This window comes from Agromyces terreus (genome assembly GCF_009749465.1).
Lineage (GTDB): Bacteria > Actinomycetota > Actinomycetes > Actinomycetales > Microbacteriaceae > Agromyces > Agromyces terreus.
This window is the reverse complement of the sequence record NZ_WBIS01000015.1, coordinates 26307-45240: the sequence shown is the minus strand read 5'-3', so window position 1 is coordinate 45240 and position 18934 is coordinate 26307. Positions and strand designations below refer to the sequence as shown.

The window sequence follows — 18934 nt, the reverse complement described above, 5'->3', positions numbered from 1 at the left end:
GTCCCACCAGTCGAGCACGAACAGGCGTACTGGGCTGAGCGCCCCGACGTCGACTACGCTCAACCTCGCACCCTCACGGGCGCGGCTTCCAACTAACCCGGCCTCCATCAAACCCGGGGCGCATCATCGCTCTCGCGTGGATTGGACTTGGAACTGAGGCTGCGGAGGTTGCGAACATCCCGGCAATCGACGTCTGGTGGGAAACGCGAGTCTTCTGATGACGGTTGCTATTCGCCCCGAGGCCGTGAGATCCACGCACCGAGCGATTGCCATACGCGTGGTCGGATCCATTGCGATCGCAGGGCCGGTCCTGGGAGCCTGGTCGTCGACGTTTTCGACTACGCCCCCGGACTGGGAACCCTTCCTCTCGATCGTTCTCCGATACGGCCTCTTTTGTGGCCTGTGTGTGGTGGTCGCGGTCGTGGTGGGTTTCGCGATCTCGCGTGGGGCGGGGCATGTAGAACGAATCCTTCGGCGCGAAGGGTTTGATGGGCCTATCCGATTTGCTCGTGTTGGTCCGCTCCATGTGATGGCCACGCTCATCGAGCGGGAAGGGCGGATAGAGGCCTGGGTGTGGGAAAACGGACAACCCCTCCTGATCTTCGAGCAAACAACTCCGTGTTCGGCGGCATTAACTTCGCAGCGAATTGCCGGTCTGCATTACTACGCGTTGGAAGTTGAATCTGGCGATGACCAGGTGTTGCTGACTTTGGGGACTTCGTGGACCTCAGGCCACGGTGTGGCCTCACGGAAGGCTCATCTGCGATTCGCTCAGTCCCTGGTCGACGCGCGGATCAAATCATGAGCCTCATACGGCGTGGTCGCACCAACGGCGCGTGAGTCAGCGTGACTTTCGTTCCTATCCCACAGGCGGCTCCATCTTCTACATCGTTCGCGGGCCGCGCTCCGCGCCCGGCATCCGACGTCCGTTCCGGGGCGATGTCGGCGCGAATCGTTCGCGGTGCGAGCGGGCAGGATCAATCGTCTGGTCGATTCGGCCGCGCACGCCGCGCGGCTACGTTTGCGCCATGGACACGCGCATCGGGTCGACGGAACGACGGGACTTCATCGCCTTCGCCGAGAGCGGCATCTCTCCGAAGGGCGTGGCCGCACTGCACGGGCGGGCCGAGATGCTCTCGCGGCTGCCGCTCGGGCTGCAGCGTCGGATCATCGCCAACGCTCGCGCCGAGGAGTACATGGGGTTCGTCGTGGAACCGTACTGCACGTTCCTTGCCTACGAGATCCTCGACGAGGACGCGGCGGCGCGGCTGCTGCCTCCGGGGTACCGGCTCACCCCGACCGCGATGTTCGCGGGTGAGGAGCCGCGGCACTGCGCGATCATCGGCGCCTTCAACGTGCACGCCCCGGTGTTCTGGGGTGTGCGCGTCGAGCTCTACCTGATCGCGGAGGACATCCGTACCGGCATGCTGACCTGGATCATCTGCGACTACGAGTCGAACACCGTCAACTACGACCCGGCGCAGGGCTTCTCGACGCCGACCACCTCTCGCGCGGTGATGACGACCTCGCACGCCGCCGAGGTGATCATCGACGTCCGCAGCCGGCGGGGGTCGAACGACCTCGTCGCGACCGCCGGACTGCGGACGGGTGCCATGACCCCGCTCGACCAACGCCTCTGGGTCGACGGCAACCTCTCGGTCGACTACGGCGGGCGGCTCATGCACGAGGACTCGGTGGCGTTCGGGCTCGTGTTCGACCCCGACGAGATGGCCGAGGCGCTGCGGATCCCGCTCGACTCGGTCTCGGTCGAACGCAACACCTTCGGCGCAGGAGTCCTCGCCGAGGCGCCGTGCTCGGCGGCCTGCTTCCCGTACGCCCAGCACTTCCTCACGACGACCACGCCCCGCTCGAGTCCGATCCGCGATCGCGAGGCGCTGGTGGATGCGGTGCGGTCGTCCGCGGCGCGGCAGCCCTGAGCAGGCTGCGCGCCGCGCGTCGCCCGCCCGAATTGATATAGCAGCTAAAGTGAATTCATGAGGGTCATCGCGTGGTTCGGCGCGACCGGCAGCACGCAGATCAGCCGCGACGACCTCGCCGACTTCATCCTCACTCAGGTCGAGGATCGCACGTTCATCGGCGAGATGCCGTTCGTGAGCCGCTGATGGGCGCCGTCGACCGCGCAGCCCGCGTCGCCTCGGTGCTCGAGTCGATGACGCTGCTCTCACGTGCCGTCACCGCCGGGCGGCGCACCCCCTTCGGCGATCACGAACTCTCGCGCACGCAACTGCAGGCGCTGTTCACGCTCGCACACCGCCGCGGTCCCGTGACGCCGAGCATCCTGGCGTCCACGCTCGGCGTGACGCCGGGGGCCGTCACCCAGCTCATCGACGGGCTCAAGGCCGCAGGGCTCGTCGAGACCGACGCGAACCCCGATGACGCGCGCTCGCGCATCCTGCGCATGACGGATGCGGCGGCGACCGAGGTCGACCGGTTCGAGCGGTCGGTCATCGAGCGGATGCGTCCGCGTTTCGACCTGCTCGACGACGGCGAGCTGATCCTGCTCGCCGACCTGCTCGACCGGATCACGGAGGAGACATGACTCGAGAAGCGGTGTTCGTCACGGGAGCCACGGGCATCGTGGGGTCCTCGGTGGTCGCCGAACTGGTGGAGCGCGGCGAGCGCGTCGTCGCCGGCGTGCGCGGCGGGGCGGCCGAGCTGCCCGACGGCGTCGAAGCGCGGGCCTTCGAGTTCGGCGCGCAGGCGGCAGCGCTCGAAGCCGCGCTGGAAGGCTGCGATCGGCTGTTCCTCATGCGCCCGCCCGCGATCGAAGACGTGCAGACGTACCTGTTCCCGCTCATCGACGCCGCGATGCGCCGCGGCATCCGCCAGATCGTCTTCCTCTCGTTGCAGGGGGTGCAGGCCAACCGGCGAACGCCGCATCACGCCGTCGAGGCGTATCTGAAGCAGGTCGACGCGCCGTACACGTTCCTCCGGCCGAACTTCTTCATGCAGAACCTCACCGCCATGTACGGCGAGGAGATCCGCGAGCAGGACGAGATCTTCGTGCCGGCCGGGCGGTCGCACACCGCGTTCATCGACGCGCGCGACATCGGCCTCGTGGCCGCCGCGACGTTCACCGGCGAGGGGCACCTGCGCAAGGCGTACACGCTCTCGGGGGAGCAGTCGTTGACGTACCGCCGCGTCGCCGAGGTGCTGACCGAGGTGCTCGGGCGCCCGATCCGGTACGCCAGGCCGTCGGAAGGCGCGTACCTCGACCGGCTGCGAGCCGAGGGCCGGCCCGACGACTACATCGCGGTGCAGAAGATGATCTACCGCGTCGTGCGCTTCAACATCTCGGCGTTCCCGAACCGCATGGTGCGAAAGCTCACCGGGCGGCCCGCGACCACCTTCCGCGAGTTCGCCGAACGGGAACGCGGCGTCTGGGAGCGCTGAGCGCTGTGGGCGCGGTCAGCGCAGTTCGGCCGCTCCGTGCGGGTGCGTCAGGCGCGCGCGCGGGAGATCAGCGTTGCGAGCACGCTCCCGTCGGCGACGCGCGCGAGCATCTCGGCGCCGTCGAGGGGGTGCGCATCGGCGACCTGGATGTCGGCCCCGGGTAGGCGCGAACGGAGGCCGGATTCGAACTCTTCGACGATGCGGTGACTGCGGAAGATGCCGCCGGCGGCACGGATCCTCGGCGCTCGCGCGGTGTGCTCGTCGACCCGGCGCAGACCCGTGAAGGCCGACAGCGCGAGCTCGCCTGCTGCCCGTGTCGCGATGTCCCGCGCGACGGCGTCGTGGTCGGCGATCTCGCAGACCTGCCGCGCATGTGCGGCGATGCGCTCGACCCGCTTCGGGTCTGCCTGCAGCTCGATGTACGCCGCCTCCACGTCGGGGAACTCGGCTCCGACGAGATCGAGGAGCGCGGTCTGCGGGCCTCGTCCGTCGTGGGCGCGCATCGCGGCGTCGAGAGCCTCGCGGCCGATCCAGTAGCCGCTGCCGGCATCGCCCATCAGGTTTCCCCAACCGTCGATGCGTGCGACCTCGGTGGCCCCGACCGCGAACGCCACGGATCCCGTGCCCGCCGCGATGACCACGCCGCGCTCCTCGCCGAGCGCGCCGAGGTAGGCCGTGACCGAGTCGTGGGCGAGCGTGATCGTGCGGACGCCGAGCTGCTGCGGCCCCGAGCGGAGCAGCGGAACCGCGTCGGCCTCGAGATGCGTGAGCCCCGAGACGCCGATGCCGACCGTGGTCGGCCGGCAGCCGCGGTCGAACGCGTCGCGGATCACATCCGCGAGCTGCGGGCGCAGCGGAAGGTCGGTGCGGATGCCGGGACCGGCCCATTCGCGCACGTGCTCGCCGTCGTAGCGCACCTTGATCGCCGACTGGCCGGCGTCCACCGCCAGGATCGGGTCGCCGGGGGACGACCCGATTCCGGGCGTCATCGCATCGGACCCCATGAACTTCCTCCCGCTCGTCATCCGAGCGCACTCCGGCGACGGTCGACACCGGGCCTCCTGCTCGGGAGCCCGGATCCTGTGCAGCGCCGCTCGTGACGAACGCCCAGCCGCATGTCAACGATGGACATTCGGTATCCACGCATGCTACCCGACATGACGGCTTCTGTGGGAGGCTGTCGGCGAGCACTCGAGCCCACGAGCGCCGTCGGCTTCGTCGGCCCGATCGCCGACACGGAGATCTCGATGCAACCCAGAGCGACCCTTCACGATGTCGCGAGGCTCGCCGGAGTCAGCGCGAAGACGGTCTCGCGCGTCTACAGCGGCTCGTCGAGCGTGTCTCCCGAGACCCGCGAGCGCATCCTCGAGGCCGCGAAGCGGTTGCATTTCCGCCCGAACACGCTGGCCCGAAACCTCCGACAGGGCGGCAAGACCGCCACGGTCGCGTTCGTGATGGGCGACATCCGCAACCCGTTCTACTTCCAGGTCGCCGCCGGCATCGAGCAGGAGCTCACGAAGAACGGCTTCACGATGCTGCTCGCGAGCACCGGCGATGCGCCCGAGAGCGAGCCGGTCGTCGTCGACGCGCTGCTCCGTCAACTGGTGCGCGCCCTCGTGCTGATCCCGATCGCCGGCGACCAGTCCTACCTCGAGGGCGAGCGCCACCTCGGCACGCCGATCATCACCGTCGACCGCCCGGCCAACGACCTCGTCGCCGACACGGTCGTGCTCGCCAATCGCAGCGGCATGGCCGAGGCAGTGCGCTCGCTGACCGCGCTCGGCCACCGCCGCATCGGGTTCATCAGCAATCCCTCCGAGATGTACACGCTCACCGAGCGGCTGGCGGGGTATCGACAGGCACTCGCCGAGGCGGGCGTCGCCGATTCGTCGTCGTGGGAGCGGCTCGGCAACGATCGGGCCATCTCGCCCGAGTCCCAGGTGCGCTCGCTCCTGGACTCCGACGATCCGCCGACGGCCATCGTCACCGGCAACAACCGCGCGACGATGGGCGCGCTCCGCGAACTGAAAGCCCGGCCCGAGGAGATCGCGCTCATCGGGTTCGACGATTTCGAGCTCGCCGAGATGCTGGGCATCTCCGTGGTGGCGCACGACCCGATCGAACTCGGCCGCGCGGCCGGGCGCTTGGCGATCGAGCGCATCGAGCACCACGCCGGCCCGACCAGGCTCATCGAGATCCCGACGCGGCTCGTCAAACGCGGCTCCGGCGAGATCCCCGCGCCCGGCCCGCGCGCTGACTGACCAGTCGGCGTTATCCGTCCGGGGCCCCGCCGGCGATGCCCCGAGGCATCCGCGGTCCCAGAGATGTCCAACGTTGACATCCATGTCCGTCGTGTGCGAACCTGCGGTGGCAACGCTGAGATCCCGCTCTCGAAAGAATCCGCCCGACGACAACCTCGCCCGCGCGATCATCACGTCGGCCAAGCAGGCCGGCAAGGACATCTCGAAGATCACGGTCACCGGTCAGGACTCCGAGGTCGAGTCGGTCGAGTCGATCATGCCCGGCGAGCAGTACTCCACCATCAACAAGGACACGACCCTCCTGGTCGAGCAGACGATCGAGATGGTCCAGCAGCTCCAGGCCGGCGACGAGGCCGAGGTCAACGACACCGAGCAGTACGACAACGGCGTGGAGGTCGTTCCGGCGTACCTGCTCGAGCCGGTCATCGTGACGAAGGTGAACGCGGCCGAGGCGCACGCCGACAACCCGAACGTCGTCGACATCGTGAACTCGTCGAACTCGTCCGACGACGCACGGCACCGGGGCCCCCGCTCCGAACGGAGCGGGGGCCGTTCCGCGCTCCGGCCGCGGATCCGACCGTTCCGCCGTCGGCGCGCGTCGCTAGGCTGGACGAATGACCGAACGACTGCGCTGGGGCATCCTCGCCACCGGCTGGATCTCCCACCTGTTCACGAGCGACCTGAAGGCGAACGGGTTCGACGTGCGCGCCGTCGGTTCACGCTCGCAGGAGGCCGCCGACGCGTTCGCCGCCGAGTTCGGCATCCCGAACGCGCACGCGAGCTACGAGGCGCTCGTCGCCGACCCCGAGGTCGACGTCATCTACGTCGGCACCCCGCATCCGATGCACGCGGCCAATGCGCGCCTCGCGCTCGAGGCCGGCAAGCACGTGCTCGTCGAGAAGTCGTTCACCGTCAACGCGCGCGAGGCTCGCGAGATCGCCGAGCTCGCGGCATCCGAGGGCCTGCTCGTGCTCGAGGCCATGTGGACCAGGTACCTGCCGCACATGGCGCGCATCCGCGAGATCATCGAGGCCGGCACGCTGGGCGACGTGCGCTCGCTCATCGCCGACCACACGCAGAAGCTGCCCGACGACCCGGCGCACCGCATCAACGCGCTCGAGCTCGGCGGCGGCGCGCTGCTCGACCTCGGCATCTACCCGATCTCGTTCGCGTGGGATCTCTTCGGGCCGCCGACGACGGTGCAGAGCACGGCCACCTACAAGACGACCGGTGCCGACGCGCAGGTCGCCGTCGTTCTCGGCTACGACGGCGGGCGCATCGCGACCACGGTCTCGGCGAGCGACCTCAAGGGCCCCAACGTCGCGACCGTGCTCGGCACCGAGGCCCGCATCGAGATCGACGCCGTCTGGTACTCGCCCACCTCCTTCCGCGTCATCGCCCACGACGGCACCGTGCTCGAGACGTACGAGTCCGAGGTCGTGGGGCGCGGCATGCACTTCCAGGCCGAGGCGGTCGAGCGACACGTGGCGGCGGGCACCCTCGCGGGCGACCTGCTCACGATCGACGAATCGGTCGCGATCATGGGCACCCTCGACACGATCCGCGAGCAGATCGGGCTGCGCTACCCCGGCGAGTGAGCGGCCGGCCGACGCCGCATGCAGGGGATTTTCGGCCCGTGATCAGGGTTCGCTCCGGTGCGGCCCGTAGAATCCCCGGATGACCGACGAGACGGATGCCACGGGCGAGCCCGATCCCCGACCCGTCGACGCCGACGCGTCGCCCGACCCGGCCCACGCGCCCGCGGTACCCGATGCGGTCGACGCGCCCGCTGAACCCGAAGCCGCCTCCGGATTAGACGGCCCCGCGGCATCCGCACCGTCGTTCCTGCGCCGGCACCGTCGGGCACTGACGATCACCGCGGGCGTCGCGGCGTTCGCGATGCTCGGCGTCGGCGCCGTGTTCGCGGGCACCGCCGTGGCCCCGCAAGAGGCCGCTCCCGTCGCGATGGTCTCCGAGACGCCCATGCCGACGCCCGACCCGGCGCGCCCGTCCCCGGCGGTCGCCGTCGCGCCGGCCGTGATCGACACGAAGGTCCGCACCTGCTCGGTGGCCGATCGCGCCGCCGACCCGCGCCTGGCGAACCTGCAGGCGCAGGTCGTGAACGCGTCCACCGGCGAGGTGCTCTTCGACCGCGGCGGCAGCACGCCGTCGCGCACCGCGAGCGTCATGAAGGTGCTGACCTCGGCCGCCGCGCTGAACGTGCTGGGCCCCGACTACCGGGCGACGACCACCGTCGTGAAGGGCGCCGAGCCGGGTTCGGCGGTGCTCGTCGGCGGCGGCGACGTGACCCTCTCGCGCACGGCGAGCGGCAACGAGACCGTGTACCCGGGAGCCGCGCACCTCGACGACCTCGCCGCGCAGGTGCAGGCCGCGTGGGCGGCCGACCCCTCGAACCCGCCGCTGACGAAGCTGATCCTCGATTCCAGCTACTTCGGCGGCGACGAGTACCAGTCCAGCTGGGAGACGATCGAACGCGACGACGGCTACATGTCGAACATCACGGCGCTGCAGGTCGACGGCGATCGCGACGACCCGTACGCGAACACGTCCTGGCGCAGCGGCGATCCCATCAGCAGGGCCGGTCAGGCGTTCGCCGACGAGCTCGGCGGCATCGCGACGATCGAACGCGGCACCGCGCCCGCGGGCGCCCAGCAGCTCGGCGCCGTGAGCTCGCCGACGGTCGCCCAACTCGTCGACAAGGCGCTCGTCGTCTCCGACAACACCGTCGCCGAGATGCTCGCGCGTCTCGTCGCGATCGAGACCGGATCGGGCAACACGTTCGACGCGATCAACGCGGGCGTGCTGCAGGGGCTCGCCGACTACGGCATCGACACCACGGGCATCGTGATCGTCGACGGCTCGGGCCTCAGCGACGACAACGCGGTGCCGCCGTCGTACCTCACGCAGCTCTTCGTGAAGATCAACGCCCGTGAGGGCAACCTCGGCGTGCTCATGGACGGACTCCCCGTGTCGGGGGAGCGCGGCTCGCTCTCGTACAGCGACCGGTTCTCGGGCGACAACTCGGTGGCATCGGGCGCGGTGTCGGCGAAGACGGGCTGGATCAACTCGGGCTACACGCTCTCCGGAGTGATCCGCGCGCAGGACGGCACGACCCTCACGTTCGCGATCTACGCGCTGGGCGACGTGAGCGATGACGCCAAGCAGGCGATCGACACGCTCACGACGGGCTTCTACCTCTGCGGCGACGACCTCTCCGACGCCTGACCCGCCCGATTCGGCGAGGGCGGATGCCGCGACGACGCGTCGCTGGGAGAATGGGACCCATCTGCGGCATCCGGCGGCTGCGGCATCCGCACGTGCCCCGGCCCGATGCCCCGACCGGCGGGAGAGAGCCATGACCCGGGCCCTGTTCATCATCGACGTGCAGAACGACTTCACCGAGGGCGGCGCGCTCGGCGTCGACGGGGGAGCGGCGGTGGCCGCGGGCATCACCCGGCACCTCGCCGCGCACCGCGACGACTACGCGCTCGTCGTGGCATCCCGCGACTGGCACTCCGGCGAGAACGACAACGGCGGCCACTTCGCGACCGACGCCGCGCCCGACTTCGTCGACACGTGGCCGCCGCACTGCGTGGCGGGCACGAGCGGCGCCGAATACCACCCCGACCTCGACGTCGCCGCGATCGACGTGCACATCCGCAAGGGCCAGGGGGTGCCCGCGTACTCGATCTTCGAGGGCACCGACGATGCGGGCGCGACGATCGGCGAGGTGCTGACGCGCCATGGCATCACCGAGGTCGACGTCGTCGGCATCGCCACCGACTACTGCGTGCGCGCCAGCGCCCTCGACGCGCTCGAGCACGGCCAGCACGTGCGCGTGCTCACGGGCCTCGTGGCCGGGGTCGCGGCCGCGTCCTCCGAGGCGGCGCTCGCCGAGCTCGGGCATGCCGGCGCCGAGATCGCGGGGGCGGATGCCGCGGGGCGGTCGGATGCCGCGGGGTCGGCGGATGCCGCGGGGGCGGATGCCGCGGGGTCGCCGTCGTGATCCCGGCGGCGTCGCGCGACGCGGTGCTCTACGCGGAGGCCGAGGACGGCGAGCTCATCGGCTACCGCGTCACGGCCCCGCGCGACGGTGACGGCGCCGAGGGCGCCCCCGGATCCCCGCCGGTGCTGCTCGTGCACGGCTTCGCCTCCGACGCCGCGACCACGTGGGAGCGCACGGGCTGGGTGCGGGCGCTGACCGATGCCGGCCGCACGGTGATCACGCTCGACCTCCGCGGCCACGGCGCGAGCGACAAGCCGATCGCGGCGGCCTCATACACGCCCGAGGTGTTCGGCGCCGACCTGCTCGCTGTGCTCGACACCGCCGGCGTCGATCGCGCCGATGCGATCGGCTACTCGATGGGCACCCGCATCCTCTCGGCCGCTGCGCTGCTCGCGCCCGAGCGCCTGCGCCGCGTGGTCATCGGCGGAGCCGGTCCGAACGAACTCTTCGCCTCATGGGACCTCGACGAGGTGCGCGGGCTCCTGCTCCGCGGCGAGTCCACGGGGCATCCGCTCGTCGACCAGGTGCTGAAGCCCGCGCTCTCCGCCGGCGGCGACGCCGAGGCGCTGCTCGGCGTCGTCGAGGGATTCGCCGGGGCGCCGCTCGAGTTCCCGCGCGGCATCCGCTCGCTCTTCGTCGTCGGCGAAGACGACCCGGTGCCCGCCGGTGCGGGCGGACTCGCCGAGGCGTGGGGCAGCGAGCTGGTCGCGATCCCCCGACGCGACCACGTGTCGACCCTCACCGCCCGCGCCTTCAAGGACGCCGCGATCGCGTTCCTCGCCTCTCCCTGACCTGCTCCTCGCTTCTGCCGGATTCGGAGTTTTGGCGACACCCCGTGTGCCGCGGCCTCGAGCGATGGCGTGTCGCCAAAACTGCCGAATCCGGCAGCGTGGGTTGCCCGCCGAGTACTCCTCCACAGGTGCGCCGCGGTCTGGCAGAGACTCCGTGCGGCGGATGTCGCGAGATCGACCCGTGCGCTGATCGCATGCTCGTGGCATGGAACCGGCGATCGACGTCATCAGGAGACTCGGAGGCACCTGCCGAACCCGGGACCTCCGAGAGGTCGGCCACTCGCCGAAGAGCATCGCCGCATCCGTGGCATCCGGCAGCGTCGAACGTGCTCGGATCGGACACTTCGTCGATCCGGCCCTCGACGAGAGGATCAAGCGGGCGGTTCGCGTCGGAGGCCGCATCGCCTGCGTGAGCGCTGCCACGGCGCACGGGCTTCGCGTGCTCGATCCCCCGTCGGCGCTGCACGTCTCCGTCGGGGCGCACGATTCGCGGTTCCGCCGGGCGAGCGACGGACGCGGACGGATTCGTCCCAGCCTCGCCGCTTCGATCGCACTCCATTGGGACGAACGCGGTCCGGCGGGCGATGCGCTGCCGCCGATCGCAACGGTGCTCGAGCAGGTGATCGACTGCTTGCCGCCCGTCGCGGCGCTGTGCGTCATCGATTCGGCGCGCGAGTCGCTGCCATGGTCCGAGGTGCCTCCGAGGCTCGACGACGCGTCGTTCGACGCGATGCTGGGTCGCCTCAGCCGGCGGGGATTCGCGATCGCGAGCCGCTCGAGCACCCTGAGTCAGGCTGTCGGGGAGACGATCGCGCGGGAGCGCCTCCGACAGGCGGGTATCGCGGCGAAGCCGCAGGCGGCATTGCCAGGCGGGTACTTCGCCGATCTCCTGATCGGCGAACGTCTCGTCGTCGAGTGCGAGGGCTACTCGGCGCACGGAGACGAGCAGAGTTTCGAGCGCGATCGGGAGCGCAAGGCGTTTCTTCGGGCCTGCGGGTATCTCGTGCTCGACTTCAGCCATCGGCAGATCGTCGCGGACTGGCCGAGCGTGCTCAGCACGATTCACCTCGTCATGCGGCGCGGCCAGCACCGCGCGTGACCTGTGCGCGGCGCCGTCGGTGCCGTGTGCGCCTGCCACCGGATTCGGCGTTCTTGGCGACACACCGGTGTGGTGCGCGCCGGTGACGGCGTGTCACCGATTCTCCGAATCCGGCAGGCCCGTCGGCAGCGTCGGAACCGCTACCGGATTCGGAGATCTGTGGGACACGCCGAACGTGAGAGGTTTCGGCGCGGCGTGTCGCCAAAACGCCGAATCCGGCAGAGGGCAGAGGGCAGCGTCGCTACAGCGTGTTGCCGAGCTTGAAGCCCTGCTCCTCGTCGCCCTTACGGGTGTACGAGAAGCCGTCGGCGCCGATCGTGACCTCCATCTCGGAGTCGTCGGTGCGGTCGACCACGGGCTGCGGGTTGCCGTCGAGGTCGAGCACGAGCGAGGCATCCGTGTACCAGGAGGGCACGACCGGGTTGCCCCACCAGTCGCGGCGCTGGTTGTCGTGCACGTCCCAAGTGACGACGGGGTTGTCGGGGTCGCCCGTGTAGTAGTCCTGCGTGTACACCTCGACGCGGTGCCCGTCGGGGTCGCGCAGGTAGAGGTAGAACGCGTTCGAGACGCCGTGGCGGCCGGGACCGCGCTCGATCGCGTCGGAGCGGCGCAGCGCGCCGAGCTTGTCGCAGATCGCGAGGATGTTGTGCTTCTCGTGCGTGGCGAAGCACACGTGGTGCATGCGGGGGCCGTCGCCGCCGGTCATGGCGGTGTCGTGCACGGTGGGCTTGCGACGCATCCACGCGGCGTAGACCGTGCCCTCTTCATCTTGGATGTCCTCTGTGACGCGGAACCCCAGGTCCTGCATGTACTTCACGGCGCGGGGCACGTCGGGCGTCACCTGGTTGAAGTGGTCGAGGCGCACGAGCTCGCCGGGCACGTGCAGGTCGTAGCGCCACGACATCCGCTCGACGTGGTCGACCTGGTGGAAGAACTCGTACGGGAAGCCGAGCGGGTCCTCGACGCGCACCGAGTCGCCGATGCCCTTGGTGAAGCCGTCGGGGCGGCGTTCGACGCGGCATCCGATCTCGGTGTAGAACGCGACGGCGCGGTCGAGGTCTTCGGGGGTTCGCACGCGGTACGAGAACGCGGCGACCGCGGCGACCGGGCCGAGGCGGAGCACGAGGTTGTGGTGGATGAACTCCTCGGTCGACCGCAGGTAGATCGTCTCGTCGTCCTCCTCGGTGACGTAGAGGCCGAGCACGTCGACGTAGAACTCGCGCGACGCCGCGAGGTCGGTGACGACGAGCTCCATGTAGGCGCAGCGCAGGATGTCGGGGGCCGGCGACGTGGGCGTCGGCAACGGGTTCGGCGTCGCGATCGGGGCTTCTTGGGAGACGTAGAAGCCCGACGAGGTCAGGGTCATATCCGCGCGGTTGGTCATGTCAGCGTCCTTGCTCTGGTACTCGGATGTCTCGGGGCGGGCGGGTCTCGATACGCTTCGCGAACCGACCGGCGCCGGTCAGTTCTGGCCGAAGGTCGGGTTGTGGGGGGCTCCGAGCGTGATGTGCACGCTCTGCTGGTCGGTGTAGAAGTCGATCGAGCGGTAGCCGCCCTCGTGTCCGAGCCCGGATGCCTTGACACCGCCGAAGGGGGTTCGCAGGTCGCGCACGTTGTTGGAGTTCAGCCACACCATGCCGGCCTCGACGGACTGGGCGAAGTTGTGGCCGCGGCGCAGGTCGTTGGTCCAGACGTAGGCGGCGAGGCCGTACTTCGTGTTGTTCGCGAGCGCGAGCGCCTCCTCGTCGGTGTCGAACGGCGTGATCGCGACGACGGGGCCGAAGATCTCCTCCTGGAAGATGCGGGCGTCGGGGGAGACATCCGCGAAGACGGTGGGGGCGACGTAATTGCCCGTCGGGAAGCCCTCGGGGCGCCCGCCGCCCGCGACGAGGCGGCCCTCGGTCTTGCCGAGCTCGACGTAGCTCATCACCTTGTCGTAGTGCTCGGGGTGCACGAGCGCGCCGACCTCGGTCTTCGGGTCGTGCGGGTGGCCGACGACGACGCGCGAGGCCTGCGCGGCGTAGCGCTCGACGAACTCGTCGTACACGTCGCGCTGCACGAGGATGCGGCTACCCGCGGTGCACCGCTCGCCGTTCAGCGAGAACACCCCGAAGATGCAGGCGTCGATCGCCGTGTCGAGGTCGGCGTCGGCGAACACGATCGCGGGGCTCTTGCCGCCGAGCTCCATCGAGAGGCCCTTGAGGTACGGGGCGGCGTTGCCGAAGATGAGCTGCCCGGTGCTCGACTCGCCGGTGAACGAGATGAGCGGCACGTCGGGGTGCTTCACGAGCGCGTCGCCCGCGTCTTCGCCGAGGCCGTTGACGAGGTTGAAGACGCCCTTCGGCAGCCCGGCCTCCTCGAAGATGCCGGCCCAGAGCGATGCCGAGAGCGGCGTGAACTCGGCGGGCTTCAGCACGACGGTGTTGCCGGTCGCGAGCGCGGGGCCCAGCTTCCACGACTCGAGCATGAACGGCGTGTTCCACGGCGTGATGAGCCCGGCGACGCCGATCGGCTTGCGGTTGACGTAGTTCATCTGCTTGCCGGGCACCTTGAACGCGTCGTCGGACTGGGCGACGATCAGGTCGGCGAAGAAGCGGAAGTTCTCGGCCGCGCGACGCGCCTGGCCGAGCGCCTGCGTGATCGGCAGGCCCGAGTCGAAGCTCTCGAGCTCGGCGAGGCGGGCGTCGCGCGACTCGACGAGGTCGGCGATGCGGTGCAGCACGCGCGAGCGCTCGCGGGGGAGCATGCGCGGCCACGGGCCCTCGGTGAAGGCGCGGCGCGCGGCGGCGACGGCGCGGTCGACGTCGGCCTTCTTGCCGGCGGCGGCGTTCACGTAGGTCTCGTTCGTGACGGGGTTCAGCACCTCGAACGTGTCGCCGTCGACCGAGTCGACGAACTCGCCGTCGATGTAGTGGCGGATGCGGTCGGGCAGGCCCTCGGGCACGAAGGTCGCGTCGGGCGCCGTGGTGTCGGTCACGGTGGTGTCGGTCGCGGTGGTGTCGGTCATCGTGGATCTTCCGTTCGGACGGTGGGCGGGTGAGGTCAGACGGTCGCGGGCGCCGGATGCTTGTGCTCGGCCTGGTAGGCGAGCACCGCGTCGAGCGTGGCGGTGCGATGGGCTCGGGCGCACAGTTCGATGTCGAGCGCGTCGGCACCCGACTCGATGAGCTCGAGGATGCGCTCGTGCTCGGCGACGGACTCATGCGCCCGCCCCGGCACGAAGCTGAACGACGAATCGCGCAGCACCTTCATGCGGTTCCACCCGCGATGCACGAGATCGAGGATGTGCGGGTTCGGGCACTCCTCGAACAGCACGGCGTGGAACGCGAGGTTCAGCTCGGTGAAGCGCACCGGGTCGAAGTCGTCGAGGGTGCGACGCATCCGCTCGTTGACCTCGCGCGCCCGGCGAAGATGATCCGGGGTGAGGGTCGGCGCCGACAGCGCGGTCGCGGCCCCCTCGACGAGCGCGAGCGTCTGCATCGTGTGCAGGTACTCGGTCTCCTTGACGAGCGCGACCTGGGCGCCGACGTTGCGCTCGAAGGTCACGAGCCCCTCGGCCTCGAGGCGTCGGATCGCCTCGCGCACCGGGACGACGCTCATGTCGAGCTCGCCCGCGATCTGACCGAGCACGAGCCGGTAGCCCGGGACGTAGCGGCCGTCGTCGATCCGCTGACGGATGAAGCGGTAGGCCAGCTGCGACTTGCTCTCGGCGGTCATCGGGTGCTCTCGACGGAGTCGGTCGACGCGGTGGCCGCGGCATCCGCTCGCCCTGCGGCATCCGCTCGCCCTGCTTCGGCTCGCTCTGTCTCAGCGCGCTCCGCGTCGTAGCGGGCGCGCCACGCGGCGTTCATGGGGAACAACCCGTCGACGGATGCCCCGCCGGCGACCTGCTGGGCGACCCACGCGTCTTCGGCCTCCTGCGCGACGGCTTCGGCGACGACCTCGGCGAGCAGCTGCGGCGGGATCACGATGACGCCGTCGCCGTCGCCCACGATGACGTCGCCGGGCTGCACGGCGGCGCCGCCGCACGCGATCGTGACGTCGACCTCCCACGGCACATGGCGGCGGCCGAGCACGCTCGGGTGCGGCCCCTGCGAGAACACGGGGATCTCGAACCCGGCGACGGCCTCGAAGTCGCGCACGCCGCCGTCGGTCACGATGCCGGCCGCGCCGCGCACCTGCGCGCGGAGCGCGAGCACGTCGCCGACCGTTCCGGTGCCGCGCTCGCCGCGGGCCTCGACGACGAGCACTTCGCCGGGGGCGACCGTGTCGAACGCGAGCTTCTGGGCGTTGTACCCGCCCCCGTGCGCGGCGAACAGGTCGGGTCGGAAGGGCACGAACCGCAGCGTCTTCGCGATCCCGACCATGCGGTCGCCGGAGTGGTTGGCGTGCACGCCCTCGATGAAGACGTCGTGGTACCCGCGCTTGCGGAGTGCGACCGAGAGGGTCGCGACGGCGACACCGGCGATGGCGGTTCGCAGTTCGTCGGTGAGGGGGCTCGCCGGTCGAGCCGTCGACGGAGCCTGCGGAGTCGGCGTGTCGAGACCCCCGGGCGCGTCGAGCGGGCTCGCGAGCCCGGCGGCGACGGCCGCGGCATGCTCGGCCTCGCTGCCCCACGCCTCGATGCGCTGGGCGTCGTCGATCGCGGGCTTCGAGCCGAAGTCGCCGAACGGCACCTCACCCTGGGTGACGGTCGTGACGAGGCGGCCGGTCGACGGCGCGCCCGCGGCATCCGGTGCGTCGACCTCGACCTCGACGATGTCGCCCGGTACGACGACGCTCGAGCCCGCGGGGGTGCCGGTGAGGATGACGTCGCCGGTCTCGAGCGTGAGGTGCTGCGACAGGTCGGCGACGAGGCGTCCGAACGGGAAGAGCAGGGTGTCGCTGGTGTCCTCCTGCACGAGGGAGCCGTTCACCCAGGTGCGCACGCGCCAGCCGTCTTCGCCGGCGACGCTCGCGGGGATGAGTTCGGGGCCGAGGGGCGTGAACCCGTCGCCGCCCTTGTTGCGCACGTTCGAGCCCTTGTCGGCGGCCCGCAGGTCGTAGAGGCCGAAGTCGTTCGCCGCGGTCACGGATGCCACGTGCCGCCAGCCGTCGGCGGGGGAGACGTGCCGCGCGGGCTCCCCGATGACGAGCGCGATCTCGCCCTCGAAGGCGAGCAACTCCGTGCCGGCCGGGCGCTCGATCGTGCCGCCCGTGGCGGCGAGCGAGGAGGCGGGCTTGAGGAAGTAGCTCGGCTGCGCTGGCGTGCGGCCGCGCTGGGCGGCCCTCGACGGGTAGTTGAGGTGCACGGCGATGATCTTGCCGGGAGTGCCGGGGGTGCTGGGGGTGTGTGAGGTGTGTGAGGTGCCGGGGGTGGCGCCCGGGGTGCCCGGGTTCGCGCCCGTGGTGGCGGTGGCGTCGGTGGTCATTGACATCCTCGTCTCCTGATATTTCAAATGATATACGATCTGGCGGGTTGCGCAAGGTGCGGCGGCTCGCGCGCGCGGTTCCCTGCGCGCCGGCGCCGCCCGCGCGGCTCCTGCGCGCACCGGCGCCGCCCACGACGGCGAGCGTCGCGAGATCAGGCCGACCGCGCCAGATCAGGCCCGAATCGGCGATTCCGTCCTGATCCGGCGCCGTCGGCCTGAATCCGCAGCCGGGCGGCTCAGTAGCTCGGGCGCGGCGCGGAGCCGTCGGCATCCGCGTCGGGCGGCGACCCGATGTACCGGTCGGCGAGGGCTTCGGTCGCGCGGGCGAGCAGGGCGACATCCGCCCCCACGACCACGAATGACGCTCCGGCCTCGACGTACCGGTCGGCGGACGAGGGCACGAAGGCGTTCACGGCGGCGGGCTTGCCCGCGGCGCGGGCGGCGGCGATGCCGTGCAGCACGGCGGCGACGACATCCGGATGCTCCTGCTGGCCGATGAGCCCCATGGATGCCGCGAGGTCCGCGGGTCCGAAGAACACCCCGTCGACCCCGTCGACGCCCAGGATGGACTCGACGTTCGCCGCGGCGGCCGCGGACTCGATCTGCACGAACAGCGAGATCGTCGACGACGCGTCGGCGAGGTATCCGTCGACGCGGTTCCACCGGGCCGAACGCGCGAGCGCGCTGCCGACGCCCCGCACGCCGAGCGGGGGATACCGCACCGCCCGCACGATCTCTTCGGCCTGCGACGCGCTGTCGCACATGGGCACGAGCAGGTTCTGCGCGCCGAGGTCGAGGAACTGCTTGATGGTCACGGTGTCGCCGTAGGGCACGCGCACGAGCGGCGCGACGGGGTAGGCGGCGACGGCCTGCAGCTGCGCGAGAACCGACTCGAGGCCGATGGGCGAGTGCTCGGCGTCGATGAGCACGACGTCGAGGCCCGAGCCGGCGACGATCTCGGCGTTGACGGCGCTGCCGCCCGACGACCAGGCGCCGAAGAGCGGGCGGTCGGATGCCGCGATGCGGGCGGCCAGCGTCGGCGGCAACGTCATTCGAATCGGCATGTCACGGTTCCCAACTGTCCGTAGTCGGCGTGCACGGTGTCGCCGCGCTCGACCCACATGGGGCGCGTGAACGAGCCCGCGAGGATGATCTCGCCCGCACCGAGCGCCTGGCCGTGCGCGGCGAGCTTGTTCGCGAGCCAGGCCACGCCCATGGCGGGGTGGCCGAGCACGGCGGCCGCGACGCCCGACTCCTCGATGGTCTGGTTGCGCGAAAGCAGCGCCGAGACCCAACGCAGGTCGACCTGGTCGACCGTGACCGGTCGGCCGCCGACGACCATCGCACCCATGGCGGCATTGTCGCTGATGGTGTCGACGATCGTGCGGCCCTGCATCTCGATGTGCGAGTTCAGGATCTCCAGGGCGGGCACGACGTAGGCGGTGGCATCCAGCACGTCGAAGATCGTGGTGTTCGGGCCCTCGAGCGGCTTGGCGAGCACGAACGCGAGCTCGACCTCGATGCGCACGTTCGAGAAGCGGTCGAACTCGACGGAGGCGCCCGACTCGATGACCATGTCGTCGAGGATCACGCCGTAGTCGGGCTCGGTGATGCCGGTCGCGACCTGCATGACCTTCGAGGTGAGGCCGATCTTGCGGCCGACGATGCGGGCGCCGGCCTCGACGCGACGTTCGGCCCACACGCGCTGCACGGCGTAGGCGTCGTCGACGCTCATGCCCGGATGCCGCGCGGTGAGCAGGGGCACGGTGGTTCGGTCGCGGTCGGCGGCGACGAGTTCGTCGGCGATCGCGTCGATCTGGTGCTGGTCGAGCACGGGTTCTCCACTTCATCGAGGGACGACTAGATCGTATACGATGCCGCGGGCCGGATGCCGATGCCGGATGCCGGATGCCGATGCCGGATGCCGGATG

At 70.5% G+C, this 18934-nt stretch carries 18 protein-coding genes and 1 pseudogene; 12 read left to right on the top strand and 7 right to left on the bottom strand.

Translation table 11 applies throughout. The features are described from left to right. Window positions 1–529: 529 nt before the first annotated feature. The 5 genes from GQQ92_RS15920 to GQQ92_RS15905 all read left to right on the top strand — a co-directional run bounded on the left by GQQ92_RS15920 (window position 530) and on the right by GQQ92_RS15905 (window position 3414). The gene (locus GQQ92_RS15920) at window positions 530–805 is read left to right on the top strand and encodes a hypothetical protein (RefSeq protein ID WP_157000282.1); all 276 of its coding nucleotides are present in this window, start codon (window positions 530–532) and stop codon (window positions 803–805) included. Between the two features lie 223 nt (window positions 806–1028). Further along, entirely contained in the window at window positions 1029–1937 is a 909-nt protein-coding gene (locus GQQ92_RS15915; protein WP_157000281.1) for a hypothetical protein, read from the top strand. Window positions 1938–1994: 57 nt separating this feature from the next. Further along, the gene (locus GQQ92_RS16960) at window positions 1995–2123 is read left to right on the top strand and encodes a hypothetical protein (RefSeq protein WP_269149189.1); all 129 of its coding nucleotides are present in this window, start codon (window positions 1995–1997) and stop codon (window positions 2121–2123) included. Next, the gene (locus GQQ92_RS15910) at window positions 2123–2560 is read left to right on the top strand and encodes a MarR family winged helix-turn-helix transcriptional regulator (RefSeq protein ID WP_157000280.1); all 438 of its coding nucleotides are present in this window, start codon (window positions 2123–2125) and stop codon (window positions 2558–2560) included. Before GQQ92_RS16960 ends, GQQ92_RS15910 begins: the two co-directional genes overlap by 1 nt. After that, window positions 2557–3414, top strand: a complete 858-nt coding sequence (locus tag GQQ92_RS15905) for an NmrA family NAD(P)-binding protein (protein ID WP_157000279.1) — start codon at window positions 2557–2559, stop codon at window positions 3412–3414. Before GQQ92_RS15910 ends, GQQ92_RS15905 begins: the two co-directional genes overlap by 4 nt. Window positions 3415–3461: 47 nt before the next feature. Here the strand turns inward: GQQ92_RS15905 and GQQ92_RS15900 are convergent, their stop codons facing one another. Next, window positions 3462–4403, bottom strand: a complete 942-nt coding sequence (locus GQQ92_RS15900; RefSeq protein WP_232057756.1) for an N-acetylglucosamine kinase — start codon at window positions 4401–4403, stop codon at window positions 3462–3464. Window positions 4404–4571: 168 nt separating this feature from the next. Between GQQ92_RS15900 and GQQ92_RS15895 the strand changes: the two genes are divergently transcribed. The 7 genes and pseudogenes from GQQ92_RS15895 (at window position 4572) to GQQ92_RS15865 (ending at window position 11592) form a co-directional block, all read left to right on the top strand. Beyond that, window positions 4572–5675 (top strand): LacI family DNA-binding transcriptional regulator, encoded by a 1104-nt coding sequence (locus GQQ92_RS15895; protein ID WP_232057755.1) that lies wholly within the window; start codon window positions 4572–4574, stop codon window positions 5673–5675. A 142-nt stretch (window positions 5676–5817) separates the two neighbouring features. Beyond that, a pseudogene (locus tag GQQ92_RS16895) lies at window positions 5818–6162 on the top strand (sugar ABC transporter substrate-binding protein); the annotation flags it as partial. Between the two features lie 127 nt (window positions 6163–6289). Next, entirely contained in the window at window positions 6290–7273 is a 984-nt protein-coding gene (locus GQQ92_RS15885) for a Gfo/Idh/MocA family protein (protein WP_157000277.1), read from the top strand. Window positions 7274–7352: 79 nt separating this feature from the next. Further along, a complete protein-coding gene (locus GQQ92_RS15880) occupies window positions 7353–8921 on the top strand; it encodes a D-alanyl-D-alanine carboxypeptidase/D-alanyl-D-alanine-endopeptidase (protein ID WP_232057754.1) in 1569 nt (522 codons plus the stop codon). Between the two features lie 130 nt (window positions 8922–9051). Further along, window positions 9052–9702, top strand: a complete 651-nt coding sequence (locus GQQ92_RS15875; protein ID WP_157000276.1) for an isochorismatase family protein — start codon at window positions 9052–9054, stop codon at window positions 9700–9702. Continuing rightward, complete coding sequence (locus tag GQQ92_RS15870; RefSeq protein ID WP_197738301.1) at window positions 9699–10493, top strand: alpha/beta fold hydrolase; 795 nt, start codon at window positions 9699–9701, stop codon at window positions 10491–10493. Before GQQ92_RS15875 ends, GQQ92_RS15870 begins: the two co-directional genes overlap by 4 nt. A 409-nt stretch (window positions 10494–10902) precedes the next feature. Further along, window positions 10903–11592, top strand: a complete 690-nt coding sequence (locus GQQ92_RS15865) for an endonuclease domain-containing protein (RefSeq protein ID WP_197738300.1) — start codon at window positions 10903–10905, stop codon at window positions 11590–11592. 241 nt (window positions 11593–11833) lie between these two features. Here GQQ92_RS15865 and hpaD read toward each other — a convergent pair whose 3' ends face one another. From hpaD to hpaH, 6 genes are all read right to left on the bottom strand, one after another. Then, window positions 11834–12976 (bottom strand): 3,4-dihydroxyphenylacetate 2,3-dioxygenase, encoded by a 1143-nt coding sequence (gene hpaD, locus GQQ92_RS15860; protein ID WP_157000274.1) that lies wholly within the window; start codon window positions 12974–12976, stop codon window positions 11834–11836. A 78-nt stretch (window positions 12977–13054) separates the two neighbouring features. Then, window positions 13055–14599: a 5-carboxymethyl-2-hydroxymuconate semialdehyde dehydrogenase gene (hpaE, locus tag GQQ92_RS15855; protein WP_232057753.1), complete on the bottom strand. Its 1545-nt coding sequence runs from the start codon at window positions 14597–14599 to the stop codon at window positions 13055–13057. Between the two features lie 35 nt (window positions 14600–14634). Continuing rightward, the gene (locus GQQ92_RS15850; RefSeq protein ID WP_157000273.1) at window positions 14635–15309 is read right to left on the bottom strand and encodes a GntR family transcriptional regulator; all 675 of its coding nucleotides are present in this window, start codon (window positions 15307–15309) and stop codon (window positions 14635–14637) included. Then, window positions 15306–17009, bottom strand: a complete 1704-nt coding sequence (locus tag GQQ92_RS15845) for a fumarylacetoacetate hydrolase family protein (protein WP_232057752.1) — start codon at window positions 17007–17009, stop codon at window positions 15306–15308. Before GQQ92_RS15845 ends, GQQ92_RS15850 begins: the two co-directional genes overlap by 4 nt. A 230-nt stretch (window positions 17010–17239) precedes the next feature. Next, window positions 17240–18067: an HpcH/HpaI aldolase family protein gene (locus tag GQQ92_RS15840; RefSeq protein WP_157000272.1), complete on the bottom strand. Its 828-nt coding sequence runs from the start codon at window positions 18065–18067 to the stop codon at window positions 17240–17242. Next, window positions 18052–18837 (bottom strand): 2-oxo-hept-4-ene-1,7-dioate hydratase, encoded by a 786-nt coding sequence (gene hpaH, locus GQQ92_RS15835; protein ID WP_157000271.1) that lies wholly within the window; start codon window positions 18835–18837, stop codon window positions 18052–18054. Before hpaH ends, GQQ92_RS15840 begins: the two co-directional genes overlap by 16 nt. Window positions 18838–18934 lie beyond the last annotated feature (97 nt).